At 41.5% G+C, this 13,698-nt stretch carries 13 protein-coding genes; 6 read left to right on the forward strand and 7 right to left on the reverse strand.

What is annotated here, in order from left to right; all coding sequences use genetic code 11:
- Nucleotides 1-1,068 (reverse strand): SDR family oxidoreductase, encoded by a 1,068-nt coding sequence (locus ACG9ZB_RS00545; protein WP_419323435.1) that lies wholly within the window; start codon nt 1,066-1,068, stop codon nt 1-3.
- 550 nt (nt 1,069-1,618) lie between these two features.
- Between ACG9ZB_RS00545 and ftn the strand changes: the two genes are divergently transcribed.
- Entirely contained in the window at nt 1,619-2,083 is a 465-nt protein-coding gene (gene ftn, locus ACG9ZB_RS00550; protein WP_419323787.1) for a heteropolymeric bacterioferritin subunit Ftn, read from the forward strand.
- Nucleotides 2,084-2,181: 98 nt separating this feature from the next.
- Here ftn and ACG9ZB_RS00555 read toward each other — a convergent pair whose 3' ends face one another.
- The gene (locus ACG9ZB_RS00555) at nt 2,182-2,742 is read right to left on the reverse strand and encodes a peroxiredoxin (protein WP_419323789.1); all 561 of its coding nucleotides are present in this window, start codon (nt 2,740-2,742) and stop codon (nt 2,182-2,184) included.
- A 163-nt stretch (nt 2,743-2,905) separates the two neighbouring features.
- Here ACG9ZB_RS00555 and ACG9ZB_RS00560 point away from each other — a divergent pair, with 163 nt between their 5' ends.
- From ACG9ZB_RS00560 to bioD, 5 genes are all read left to right on the forward strand, one after another.
- Complete coding sequence (locus ACG9ZB_RS00560; RefSeq protein ID WP_419323437.1) at nt 2,906-3,652, forward strand: hydrolase; 747 nt, start codon at nt 2,906-2,908, stop codon at nt 3,650-3,652.
- Between the two features lie 105 nt (nt 3,653-3,757).
- Entirely contained in the window at nt 3,758-5,077 is a 1,320-nt protein-coding gene (bioA, locus tag ACG9ZB_RS00565) for an adenosylmethionine--8-amino-7-oxononanoate transaminase (protein WP_419323439.1), read from the forward strand.
- Nucleotides 5,074-6,231 (forward strand): 8-amino-7-oxononanoate synthase, encoded by a 1,158-nt coding sequence (locus ACG9ZB_RS00570; protein ID WP_419323440.1) that lies wholly within the window; start codon nt 5,074-5,076, stop codon nt 6,229-6,231. Before bioA ends, ACG9ZB_RS00570 begins: the two co-directional genes overlap by 4 nt.
- Before the next feature lie 7 nt (nt 6,232-6,238).
- Nucleotides 6,239-7,018, forward strand: a complete 780-nt coding sequence (bioC, locus tag ACG9ZB_RS00575; protein WP_419323441.1) for a malonyl-ACP O-methyltransferase BioC — start codon at nt 6,239-6,241, stop codon at nt 7,016-7,018.
- Nucleotides 7,015-7,659, forward strand: coding sequence for a dethiobiotin synthase (gene bioD / locus ACG9ZB_RS00580; protein WP_184118457.1), 645 nt, complete (start codon nt 7,015-7,017; stop codon nt 7,657-7,659). The genes bioC and bioD overlap by 4 nt, the downstream gene beginning before the upstream one ends.
- Before the next feature lie 72 nt (nt 7,660-7,731).
- Here the strand turns inward: bioD and ACG9ZB_RS00585 are convergent, their stop codons facing one another.
- The 5 genes from ACG9ZB_RS00585 to ACG9ZB_RS00605 all read right to left on the reverse strand — a co-directional run bounded on the left by ACG9ZB_RS00585 (nt 7,732) and on the right by ACG9ZB_RS00605 (nt 13,049).
- Complete coding sequence (locus ACG9ZB_RS00585) at nt 7,732-8,148, reverse strand: ExbD/TolR family protein (RefSeq protein WP_004695313.1); 417 nt, start codon at nt 8,146-8,148, stop codon at nt 7,732-7,734.
- A gap of 18 nt (nt 8,149-8,166) precedes the next feature.
- On the reverse strand, nt 8,167-8,592 hold the full coding sequence (locus tag ACG9ZB_RS00590; RefSeq protein ID WP_419323442.1) for an ExbD/TolR family protein: 426 nt from the start codon (nt 8,590-8,592) through the stop codon (nt 8,167-8,169).
- An 18-nt stretch (nt 8,593-8,610) separates the two neighbouring features.
- A complete protein-coding gene (locus ACG9ZB_RS00595; RefSeq protein ID WP_419323791.1) occupies nt 8,611-9,507 on the reverse strand; it encodes a MotA/TolQ/ExbB proton channel family protein in 897 nt (298 codons plus the stop codon).
- A gap of 19 nt (nt 9,508-9,526) precedes the next feature.
- Entirely contained in the window at nt 9,527-10,225 is a 699-nt protein-coding gene (locus tag ACG9ZB_RS00600; protein ID WP_279702234.1) for an energy transducer TonB, read from the reverse strand.
- A gap of 142 nt (nt 10,226-10,367) precedes the next feature.
- Nucleotides 10,368-13,049, reverse strand: a complete 2,682-nt coding sequence (locus ACG9ZB_RS00605; RefSeq protein WP_419323444.1) for a TonB-dependent receptor — start codon at nt 13,047-13,049, stop codon at nt 10,368-10,370.
- Nucleotides 13,050-13,698 lie beyond the last annotated feature (649 nt).

Here is a 13,698-nt window from a genome sequence, read left to right on the forward strand (position 1 = left end):
TCAAGGAATATATTGCTTAATAACACCGTCATCGAGCAATTGTTGAAAGTGCTCAACCAAGCTTTCTTTGACATTTCGATACTTTAAGCCTAATTCTTTTTGGCTCTTGGTCGCATCAAAATAAATCGGATAACCCATATTTAACTCAACAAACTCGCGGCTAAAACCAATGAATGGACCAATCACCTTAAAGGCTACTTTGGGCAGTTCATTTCGTGGAAATGGAAACTTCCAACCAAAATGTGCTTTAAGCAATTGACCGATTTCAAGCAGACTTAAAGTTCCACCACTGACGATGTAACGACCTGTTGCTTCTGGGTTGAATGCTGCTTGTAAGTGCGCTTCAGCAACATCTTGAACATCGACCACACCATTCCACATGGGTGGGACACCTGCTAAAGTCAAGCCATTGGTAAACTGTTGTAAGACCTCAATCGAACCTGACTGTGTATTTGGTGTCAATGAACGACCAAAGACTAACGCAGGGTTAATGCATACCAACTGCCAACGATCTTGTGCCTCAGCCATTTCCCAAGCTTTACGCTCAGCCATCACTTTAGAATATGGATAAGGCTGATGGGTCTCAGAACTGCTGGTGTTCCAGTGACTTTCATTAAAAGTATTATGGTCTGTTTTTAAAATATCAATGGCATCGCCATAGGTTGACGCAATACTCGAAGTGACAATGACGCGTTTAACAGATTCAGTTTCATTCACGGTGTTTAAGACATTTTCTGTACCCAAAACAGCAGGTTCAATGATGTCTTTCACCGCATCTTTATAGTTGGTAACGACGAAAGGAGAGGCCATATGAAAGACAATTTCACAGCCTTGCATCGCTTCTTTAAAGGAATTGGGTTCAAGCAAATTGGCTTTAAAGAGTTTCAGTGTTCCAGCACTGCTGTCTGCAATTTTAGATAAATGTGCAAAGCTTTGGGTTTTGTTCAAGTCACGTACAGTGGCATGAACGGTATACCCTTGGGTTAATAATTTTTGAATCACCCAACTGGCAATATAACCCGATGCACCTGTGACCAGTACAGGCGCTTGTGTTGCTAAATTTGTCATAGATCAACCGTTGTTGTTTTAAGTATATGCTTAGTGTAAACGTGAATGCAGGGAAAGTCTTTGCGTGTTCATCGTTATCGTCGACCTACAGAGTCATTTATAAGCGTGAAATCAGTTGATTGATCTGAGGATATATTTATTTTACTCAGGCGATATTTAATGGGTCGATATGTTCTCTATTCTTTTTGCTGGGTTATTTTTTCGTTTTTATCGCCAAGCTCAGGCTCGAGTCCAGTCCGCAGAAATGCGATCTGTTTGGTCCGTTGCTCAGAAAAAAATGAAAGATTATGAACCGTTCTAAGGCTGAAATAAGAAGCATTTTTAATGGTTACAAAATGAAGCACAGAGCTGTTCAAGCCTAAAAAGCCTTTGCAAAAGCGATGAAGGTTTGCAAAGGCTTATTTTATAACTATTATTTTGATGAGTCATACTGCAAATGCGTATGTTTCTCATTTTAATTTTATAAAAATCATAAACTTACATAATTTATCTTTTGCAAAGTGAATTAAATGTGTCCATAATAGTTGCATTAGAGAATGGAGATTTTGAAATGCGTGGCAATCCTGAAGTCGTAGACTACTTAAATATGTTGATCGGTGGAGAATTGGCTGCACGCGATCAATATCTCATTCATTCACGTATGTATGAAGATTGGGGTTTGAGCAAAATCTTTGAACGTATTGATCATGAAATGCAAGAAGAAGTACAACATGCGGATGCGATTATTCGCCGTGTTTTGTTTTTGGAAGGCACACCGAATATGCAACGTGATGACGTTGAAATTGGTGAAGATGTGGTTTCATGCTTAAAAGCCGATTTAAAGCTTGAATATCATGTACGTGAAAAATTAGCAAAAGGCGTAAAATTGTGTGAAGAAAAGGGTGATTACATTACCCGTGACATGTTACGTCAGCAAATGTCAGATACCGAAGAAGACCATACCTATTGGTTAGAAAAACAATTACGTTTAATTGAGTTGATTGGTCTGCAAAACTACATTCAGTCTCAAATGTAAGAGATGCCTGTCACTTGATGTAAATGTGGCTTTTGCATTTACATACTGAGTAATCAAAAAAGCCTTCGAATCAATGTCCGAAGGCTTTTTTGTATCGGTTATTTTTTAGAGAATTTTTGAATATCTGCCAATACTTGTCCCGCATGGGTTTGGGTATTCACACTGCTGTAGTGATAGACCACTGTACCTTGTGGGTCAATCAGAAAGGTTTCACGTTTTGCAATTTTCGCGATGCCTAAGTTGCGCACGATGCCGAGTTGATTTGCCAGTTGATGATTGTGATCAGCCAAAATACGGAAATTCAGCCCTAATTTTTTAGAAAATTTTTGATGTGACTGTACATCGTCCAAACTCACGCCTAAGACAACCGCATTATTTTTGCTAAATTGTGGGTAGAGTGCTTTGAACTGATTGGCTTCTTGGGTGCAGCCCGGCGAGTCATCCTTCGGATAAAAATACAGAACGATCCATTTGCCTTGATATTGTTTGAGCTCATGCCATTTGGCATTTTGATCTTGTAACTTAAAACTCGGTGCGGGCTTGCCTACCCATTGCTTTTGGTCTGATGAAGCGCTTGAAAAAGCTGGTGCTGCATAAGAGGCATTACTGATGGCACAGAAACTACCTAGCGAAAGTAAGCTAATCGTTGCCACTTGCATTATTTTCATGGTATAGGCGGTCCAGAAATCTATTTCATTGATCTTAGCAAATTTTAAGGCACTAAAGTGCTGAGATTCTGGTGTCTAAATCTGAATTATTTGTTTAAATTTGCTGTTCATTCAAAGGGCTTGCTTTGCAACGGAGTCTGAGGTTTTATACTGTTTGAAATTTACAGTTTTAGAGTCTGCATTGAATCAACGTATTTTACTCATCACGGGCTGGGGTGGTGGGACCAAGTTACTGCAACCTTTGGCTCATGCTTTGCAGCATAAAGGGCATATGGTTGAGCTGATCAATATTTTTAATGGATTGGATACACAGGCGTTACAGGAACATGCTGAACAAGCCAAAGATTTTGATGTCATTATCGGTTGGTCTTTGGGGGGGCAACTGGCGACTTTATTGGTCGATGCTGTTGAACAGCAATATCAACAGCAAAAAATATTAATCACTCTGGCTTCAAATCCGTGCTTTGTGGCGCATGAAAACTGGCCAACCGCGATGAGTCCAGCGACATTTCAAAACTTTAAACAATCCTTCGAAGCAGATGCGATTGCGACCTTAAAGAAATTTGGATTTATGGTGTGCCAAGGGACGGCAACCACCAAGCAAGATTTTTTGAAGTTGCAAAGTTCGCTTCAGCCTCAATCTTTAGGTCTTTTAAAACAGGGACTCAATTGTTTAGAGCATTTAAATACGGTTGAGATCTTACAAAATTATACGGGACATCAACTCCATCTGTTGGCCAAACAAGATTTTTTAGTTAGCTACAAAGTCTTGGATAATTTAAAAACTTTAGGTGCAATTTTTTTAGATACGATGCTTTTAAGTGGTTCACATGGGCTTCCAGTTTTTTATACCGATGAAGTAACTGACCAAATCTGCCAATATTTACAAAAAATGGATTAAACAATTCGCTGAGTGGTGAATATCGCAATTTCTTTTTGATGCGCGCAGGTTTAAGATCAGTCAAATTGAAATTTTGCTCTAACTGTAGTCGATATGGAGTTAAGGATGACTGAGATCAATGCCAAATTGGATGGTGAGTTGGATGACTTAGCATTTGATCGGGAACATATTTGGCATCCTTATACCTCGATGACCAATCCACTCCCCACTTTTAAAGTCAAAAAAGCCTTTGGCTCAACCATTGAACTAGAGGATGGTCGTCAGCTGATTGATGGAATGTCTTCGTGGTGGTGCACCATACATGGCTATAATCATCCTGAACTGAATCAGGCTGTGACGGATCAACTGCAAAACATGTCGCATATTATGTTTGGTGGTTTTAGCCATGATCCCGCCATTCAACTGGGCAAATTACTGTTGCAAATCACCCCGCCAAGTTTAGATAAAATTTTCTATGCAGACTCAGGTTCTGTTGCAGTTGAAGTGGCGTTAAAGATGGCAGTTCAGTATTGGACGTCGCTTGGGAAACAAAACAAAACCAATTTTGTCACCCCGCGTTCGGGCTACCACGGTGATACATGGAATGCGATGTCGGTCTGTGACCCTGTCACAGGGATGCATCAAATTTTTGGCTCAAGCTTACCCAACCGTATTTTTGTTCCTGCACCGCAAGTTGCCTTTGATGCAGCATGGAATCAGGATGATATCCGTGAGCTTGAAAACACCTTAGCAACACAGCATGAAAGTATCGCCGCGCTGATTATTGAACCGATTGTTCAGGGTGCAGGCGGGATGCGTTTTTATCATCCTGAGTATTTACGACAGGCCAAATTGCTCTGCGAAAAATACGGCGTTTTACTGATTTTTGATGAAATTGCGACGGGCTTTGGACGAACGGGGAAACTCTTTGCTTGGGAGCATGCACAGGTCGAACCTGACATTATGTGTATTGGTAAAGGTTTGACAGGCGGCTATATGACCTTGTCTGCAACCTTAACCACAAAGCATATTGCTGAAACCATCAGTCGAGGCGAAGCGGGTGTGTTTATGCACGGCCCAACGTTTATGGCCAATCCCTTGGCGTGTGCGGTGGCGGCGAAAAGTACAGAACTCCTCATTTCACAAGATTGGCAAAGCAATATTCAACGCATCGAAACACAACTTCGTACCGCTTTGACACCGTTGCAGTCACTTGAATATGTACACGAGGTTCGTGTATTGGGGGCCATCGGTGTGGTTGAGCTGACGTTTAATGTAGATATGAAGACCTTACAACAGGAGTTTGTCCGCCGTGGTATTTGGGTGCGACCGTTTGGAAAACTGGTTTATGTGATGCCCCCTTATGTGATTACCACACAGGAACTCAAGACCTTACTTGAGCAATTGGTTGAAGTGGTCGTACAGATGCAGGAGCCTGCTGTATGAAGCATGTAGAGCATTTTGCTGCGCAGTTGGATGTGCTTAAACAGCAAGGCAATTTGCGCCAGTTTACGTCCAATGTGCAGCAAGGGCGGATGATTCGAATTAATGATCATGAGATGTTGAATTTGGCATCGAATGACTATCTAGGATTGGCTGCAAATATTGAATTGCGTGAGCAGTTTTTCGAGGAAACACCGAATGCGCAGCGCTGGATGAGTTCAGCTTCTTCACGCTTATTGACGGGTAATTTTCCTGAATATGAACAGTTTGAGAGCAGTCTGAGTCAAGCTTTTCATGGTCGAGCGGCTTTGGTATTCAACAGCGGCTATCACATGAATATTGGTATTTTACCTGCGTTAGCGGACAGTAAAACCCTAATTCTGGCTGATAAATTAATCCATGCCAGCATGATTGATGGTATTCGTTTATCGACAGCGAAGTTGGTACGTTATCGCCATAATGACTTGGCACATTTGACTCAACTTTTACACAATTATCATACCGATGATACTTTTGAGCGGATGATTGTGGTGACCGAGTCAATTTTTAGTATGGATGGTGACGAAACCGATTTGACTGAATTGGTCCGCATCAAAAAACAGTTTGAAAAAGTCATGCTCTATGTCGACGAAGCACATGGTATCGGTGTGCGTGGTGAGCAAGGTTTGGGCTGTGCCGAGCAATATCAAGTGATTGATGAGATCGACTTTTTGGTTGGTGCTTTGGGTAAGGCTATGGCTTCAATCGGCGGCTATCTGATTTGTCATCCTGTGATTCGAGACTATCTCATCAATACTATGCGCCCATTGATTTTTAGTACGGCACAACCGCCGATCTGCATGGCGTGGAGCAACTTTATCTTGCAAAAAGTCTTGCAGTTAAAGACCTCAAGACAGCATTTACACAGTATCAGTCAGACCTTGCAGCAAGCGGTTCAGGCCAAAGGTTTTGATTGTCCATCAACGTCTCAAATTGTCCCTGTGATCATCGGGGATTCGAGCAAAACGGTGGAGAAGGCAAAAGCTTTGCAACAGGCAGGTTTTTATATTATGCCTGTACGACCACCGACTGTGCCGCAGCATAGTTCTAGACTACGTATTTCCTTGACCGCTCAAGTTCGCCATACTGATTTAGATCAGTTGATTCAGTTGTTGTGAGTGAGTCGTGAAAAATTCAGAGATTGATAAATCCCAAGTCGCATTGCGCTTTGCTCAGGCAGGGCAAAGCTACAGTGAGCATGCGGTTGTGCAAAAGCAAATTGCACGCCAGCTTTTTGATTTAATCCAATGTTATGCCGTTAAAACGCAATTTGAGCGGGTGTTTGAAATTGGTTGTGGTTCAGGTAATTTAAGCCATTTATTGCTGAAGAATTTCCAAATTCAGCACTATTTACTGAATGACTTATATGCCGAGGTGCAGCAGCACTTTCAGGGTTATTTGAATATAGACTGGTTATTAGGTGATATTGAACAGCTTGTTTTTCCAGCTCATTTAGAACTGATCGTATCAACCTCTGCGCTGCAGTGGATGACGGATCTTGATGCTGTTTTGCAGAAAGCGAATGACAGTCTGCTTCCACAAGGTCTATTTTGTTTTTCTACTTTTGGTGAGCGGAATTTACAAGAGATTAAGACCTTAACGGGGCAAGGTTTAGATTATGTCAACCTCGATCAACTACGGGAAAAATTGCAAAACCAAGGTTTTGAAGTTCTGCATTTGTCTGAACAGATTGAGTACTTAGACTTTGTGACACCGAAACAGGTACTGCAACATTTAAAAGCCACAGGTGTCACGGCAACTGCATCGAGCTTTCGTTGGACCAAGCACTCGCTTGAACGCTTTTATCAAGATTATCAACAATTCTCACAACTCGATACATCAGGTCAGATTCATTATCGCCTGAGTTATCACCCTATTTATTGTATTGCACGGAGAATGCCATGACTGGATCAGTTTACTTTATCAGTGGAATCGATACAGGCATTGGGAAAACCTATACCACGGGCTACTTAGCCAAACTTTGGAATGAACAAGGCCAAAAAACCATTACCCAAAAGCTAGTGCAAACGGGCAATGTTGATGTTTCTGAAGACATTGAACAGCACCGTAAAATTATGGGTATGGGCTGGTTTCCTGAAGATGACAGTAAGCTGACCATGCCTGAAATTTTTAGTTATCCTGCATCGCCACATTTAGCGACTAAAATTGATGGTCGTGAGATTGATTTTGCAAAAATCGAGCGTGCTACTCAGCAGCTGGCTGAAAAATATGAGGTGGTGTTGTTAGAAGGTGCGGGTGGTTTGATGGTGCCTTTAACCACAGATTTGCTTAGCATTGACTATATTGCAACCAAGCAATTGCCTGTCATTTTGGTGAGTTCGGGGCGTTTGGGCAGTATTAACCATACCATTTTAAGTTTAGAAGCACTGAAAAGCCGTGGTTTAGAGCTTTACGCTTTAGCCTATAACTTAAATGATGAGTCACAAGATGAACTCATTTCTAAAGATACTGCGAGCTATTTAAAAGCTTATTTGGCGACACATTTTCCGCAAGCATTGTGGATCGACATCCCCGTATTGAAGTAATTCGTAGAGTCATTAAAAAAGAAAAAAACCGCTAACAGCAAAAGTTGTCAGCGGTTTTTTTGACGGTTTTATTTATTGATTACTCACGACTCCAATTTTTTTTACATCAAGGCGTTGGGCTGCGGCCATGACCATCGCAATGTATTTATATTCCGTTGCGCGGTCAGCTTTGAGTTTAATTTGGTCTTGATCTGCTTTTTGAGCAACGGTTTGAAATAAGGCTTCGAGCGCTTGTTTGGACTCCACAGCTTGTTCATTCCAAAACATTTTGCCTTGAGCATCTAAGCGTAGTTCCACGATTTCAGGTGGTTTTTCCTGAACTGGTGGTGGTGTGCCATTCGGAAGGTTGATATTAATGGCGTTGTTTGGCAATGGAATCGTGATAATGAACATAATCAGTAATACCAACATGACATCAATCAAAGGCGTCATGTTGACATCAAGCATCACATCTTCATCATCTTGGTTGGAACCAACATTCATACCCATAGCTGAATCCTTCTTTGATTAAGGTGAAGAGGGCGGTGTGGTGACAAAGGCAATTTTGCCAATCCCCGCTTGCTGCGTGGTGCTAATGACTTGGTCAATCGCATCGTATGGCGTAAGTTGGTCACCACGAATGTGAACATCGGGCTGAGGTCTCTTTTGTGCCTCTGTTTGTAGTCGTGCCAGTAAAGTGGCTTTGTCGGCAATGAAACTTTCATTCCAGAAAATATCGCCATTTTTATTGACTGCGAGTTGAATATTTTCAGGTTTTGTTTCATAAGGCACATTCCTTTCTTCAGGCAAATTGACTGGTATGGTATGAACTGCAACAGGCACTGTAATGAGGAAAATAATTAGCAAAACCAACATAATATCAACCAATGGTGTGGTATTAATGGTTCCGATTACATCATCATCACTGTCATTTGAATTTACCGTCATTCCCATGGCTGATTCCTCATGTTCTTATTTCATGTCACGGTTAACAGGATTGTTGGTGCTGATTTCACCACTTAACAACACCGCATGCAGGTCTGAACCAAAGGTACGGACTTCTTCCATCACGGCTTTATTCCGGCGGGTTAACCAGTTGTAACCAAGCACTGCTGGAACAGCCACGGCTAAACCAATTGCAGTCATAATTAAGGCTTCACCCACAGGGCCTGCGACTTTATCAATAGATGCTTGACCCGATACTCCAATTGCCGTTAACGCATGATAAATGCCCCAAACCGTACCGAATAAACCCACGAAAGGTGCGGTTGAACCTACAGTTGCTAGAAAAGCCAGCCCACCACTTAAATGACTGTGAATTTTGTCGATAGCGCGTTGAATCGAGATAGTGACCCAAGTATTAAAGTCGATACGCTCTAATAATGTTCCACCATGATTTTTTGTGGATTTAATGCCTTTTTCAGCAATAAAGCGATACACACTGGCATCATCTAAACCTTCAGTTGCAGTATCGAGAGAGGTTGCTTCCCAAAAGTTTTTATCGGCATGTTGGCCTTGTTTGCGAATTTTGCCTTGCTGTAAGCACTTGGTGATGATGATGTACCATGTCCCAATCGACATAATCACCAAAATAAACAGTGTCACTTTAGACACCAGATCACCTTCTTTCCACATTGCTTCTAAGCCATAAGGGTTATGTACTTTTTCTGAAACAGTAGGTGCTTTTTCAGCTAAGGGTGGGGGAACAGGTGTTGCTGTTTTTTCAGTCGTGGTGGCTGGTGTAGTTAGTGCTGTAGTGGGCGCAGCGGTTTCCTCTGCAAAAACAGCTTGTAGAGGAAGTAATGTGCTCATTCCAAGTAGGCTTGCTGCGGTAAAGTTTTTTAATTTTTGCATTGTGTAACTCCTAATGTCGGCTGATCTTTTTCAATTATTCGAGAACAAATTCGTATGGGATGTCGAACCAAGCGCTTTGAGCTACGCCATCTTTCATTGCAGGTTTAAATGTGCACAAGCTATACGCTTTCGTTGCAGCACGGTCTAAAGTACGGTCACCTGTAGAACGCTTTACTTTGACTTCTTGGGCTTTACCATTGGTATCGACAAAGACCGAAATCAGTACAGTGCCAGAAATGCCACTCATCTCTGCTTCGCGTGGATAGCTTGGTGCTTTACATCCAGCTTCACCTTCCGATACTCCACGTGTAACACCTGTGGGTTTGGGTGCAGGTGATGGAGCAGCGGCAGTCGGTGTTGGGGTTGGAGATGGGCTTGGAGAAGGCGATGATGCAACTGGCGTCGGCGTGCTTATCGTCGGTTTAGTGACGGGTGTAGCAACTGTTTTTTGCACTGGGACTACTTTTTCTACAGGTTTGGGGTCAGGTTGCTGCGCTACTTTTTCCACCATTTTTGGTGGCTCTGGTGGAACTTCTTTAGGTGGTTCAGGCTCAGGTGGCTTGACATCTTGCAGAATGACCAATTCCACAGGTTCGGTTGAGGGTTTGACAATATCTTTTGTCAAGCCCGCCATTAGCACCAAGCCAACAAGAACATGTAAGAAAATCACAATGCCAATACCTGTGAGTTTTTTGGCGGAGTTTTTTTCTAAATCTTCAAATGTAGTGCCCATAATTACTCCTAAAATTTAAGCCAAATGTACTTTTTAAAAGCATTGGATTGCACTTGGGAAAATCCATATATATCTGGTTAAAGTTGAGCATGTATAAACATCACCACAGATTGAATATTTCAATCTGTGGCTTCAGATCCGCTTAGAACGTATATGTACCTCTTACATAGAAAGTACGTCCTGTTGGGTCGCTGTAACGTGGGTCATAGCCGTATTGGAAGTTATCTAGAACATTTGATGCTGCAGGTTCTTCATCAAATAGGTTTTTGATACCACCCGTTAGGGTTAAATTTTTAAAACCTTTATAGGTGCCTGCAATGTTGTAGAGGGTATAGTCTGGAACTTTGTGGTTATCAAAGCCTTCTTCACCTGTTGCATTTTGGTCGTGATAGCCTCGGAAAAATTGCTGTTCAAAGACCAATTTCCAGTCTTCATAGCTCCAATTGATGTTTGCGGTATGTTTCCAGCGCAGTACAGCAGGGTCATCATAAACGCCCACTAAGCCCTCCCAGTCTCCATCTTTTTCTTCTTGGTAGTCATTTTTGATGACATAGGTTCCATTAATTCCAAAGCCAAACCGACCTGTTGATGTCATAGGAGTCAGGTAGTCTAAGCTAATGTCGATCCCTTCAGTTTTGATGCCGCCTGTATTCATTAAAGTGGTATTGATGTATTGGATACGGCCGTCTGCATCTCGCACAAAGCGATCTGCATATTTGGTTGGATCTTCGAAAATGGAAGTTTCACCCGTTAAGCCAATAAGATTCTCAATTTCAATATTGTAGTAATCGACTGCTAAGACCAGGTTCTTAAGAGGCTCAAAAACAAAGCCTGCTGTAAATGTGGTTGATTCTTCGGGCTGAAGCTCAGAGTTACCGCCTTGCATACGCTTAAACTGGGTATTACATTCTGTTTGATATTGCGGTGAAGTTGCTACGCCACCTGGACAGAGCACAGGGTCATCGTATTTTGCCCCGGTGTAAGTTTGGCTTTGCGGCGCATTAATTTCATATAAGCTTGGTGCACGGAAACCTGTACTGTAAGTACTTCGGAACATTAATTGTTTTAAAGGCTCCCAGCGTAAACCCACTTTCGGGTTGAAGGTGTCGCCAAAGTCACTGTAGTCATCATAACGTGCTGCAAGTTGTGCTTCTAAAGTTGAGGTAATAGGAATTTGTAGCTCTGAGAAAACGGCTGTAATGTCGCGGTCACCCTTACTGATAGGTTTGTCAGGGTCAATGCCACTACCTGGGACAAGTCGAACAAGATCTGAGTTTACCTTTGCTTCCCAGTCTTGTGTGGTAAAGCTACCACCGAAGGCAAAGCCCACATCACCCGCAGGAAGTGTGAAAATTGGACGGCTGATCGTAAAGTCAAAAGTGGTGGAGTCTAAGGTCGCATCATTGGTCGTACCGCTGACTTCTAATGAACTCCAAACACTTGAATCCACTGAAGGACCAAAGGGGTTAATGGTACCGTTATCTAGTCCTTCTTGTAGTTGACTACGATTTAAATAGCCACTAACGAAACTGTCCTTTGCTTTACCTTTTGCATAGGTTACGCCGCTGTCGATGTTCCAGCCATATGCTTCACCTTCAATCCCTGCAAAAATACGATGTGATTCATTGGTTGCCTTAGAAACACGGTTACCTGCTTGTGAGCGTAGGTAGAGTTGTAAAGGATCACCACTTAAACCGGGAACAGCAGGAGTGATACCTTCACCTGGATAGTATTGGCTTCCTTTGGGAAGTGTCACAGATCGGCTATAGACATCGGGTGCGATTGAGGTAGTGACTTCATTTTTTGCATATACATATTCAGCAATGGCGTTGAATTGGTCACTGAGTTTGAACGTTGCACGCCCTAGGGCAGATAAGTCTTCTGTTTCTGGTTGAATACCAATCAAGGCTTGAGTGTTTAAAAAACACAGACCATCTTCCGCAACGACATTAGGAGTGTTATTACAGTTGGTATTACCGTAAGGATTGGCTAATACACCACTGGTTGGGTCATAGAAGTTAGCAGGAAAACCATTCGCAGAGCCAGCATCGATCCCTAATTCAGGTAAAAGCCCACCACGACGGCTAACTTTACGGTCTTTGGCCATAATTTCTTTAGACTTTTGGTAGCTGATTGCGCCATATACGTTAAAACCTTGTTCGTCTAAGTCGCCATAGCCACCAAAGATAGAGACATCGTATTCTTCCCCCCCTTTTTCTTCGGGTTTAAGTACACCGCTGCTGATACCGAAACCTTCATATTGTTTTTTTGTGATGAAGTTAATCACCCCAGCAATGGCATCCGCACCATATACCGCGGATGCACCATCTCGAAGGACTTCAATTCGTTCAACCATTGCTAGAGGAATTGTATTGAGGTTAGTTTCAGAGGTACTAAAAGGGCTATAAGCCAAACGGCGACCGTTTAATAATACTAAGGTTTTATCTGAACCTAGGCCACGTAAGTTAGCTGTTGAACCAGAGGTATTACTTGCCCCCACGTTTTGCGCGGTTGTGTAACCCGCTTGGTTGGCACTGATTTTGGTTAAAGCTTCTTCGGCAGTTGTGACGCCTTGTTGCGCAAGCTCTTCAACTTTAATGACGGTAATGGGTGAAGAGCTTTGAGCTGCAACTCCTTTGATAGAGGAGCCAGTGACAGTCACTTTAGCAACTTTTTTAGTTGGTTCTGCTGAGACTGAGCTTTCGGTTTCTTCTGCATGAGCTAAAGACAAACACATCATACTTAAAGTCAGGGTACTTAGTTTAAGTATTGATTTGCTGATGGTTGGAGTCCCCATAGATCGAATAAGTTTGTTTTTTTGCATCGTAAATTCAACCCTTCTTTTTCTATATTTAGCGGTATTGCTGTGCTGAGGGAGTGCAAGGCAAATGCCAACTTTCAGGGACAGTCAAAAGACTGTGAATTAAGTTATTGGAAAATATTGTTTTATTTTATTATTTGTATAAATTTATGTAACTTTTTTTCATTTTTCTAGAAATTAAAAAATTAAAATGACAAAAAATTACTTATAAATCGATTAAAAAATAATCATGGAATGATTATTCATATAATAAGTGATCAAAAATGAGTCGTGATTTTTTGAATGTTTAATACAAAATATTATTTGTAATTATACTGAAATATTAATATTTATCTTTAATAAATAAATGCTTGAGATATTTTATTTAGTTTTTTGTAGTTCTTGTGATGTTCGAATTTGAATCATTGGTGTATTAAATCTGTGCAATAGTTTATTTAAACTGAACGTTTTAAAATAGCTACTAATTGGCAAAATGTTTCGATGTGAGTTGAGACTCTCATTTATAACTAATTAATATCCATATATTTTTCTTACAAAATGTTAAATTAGAATGATAAAAAAATAGGCGTGGCATGATATTCGCTTTGTTGCTGAGGTGAATATTTGCTCATGACCGTTTTTTAAATTTTGATAATTAAAATTTAATTTATAA

Origin of the sequence: Acinetobacter johnsonii (genome assembly GCF_048551975.1) — a bacterium.
GTDB lineage: Bacteria > Pseudomonadota > Gammaproteobacteria > Pseudomonadales > Moraxellaceae > Acinetobacter > Acinetobacter johnsonii_A.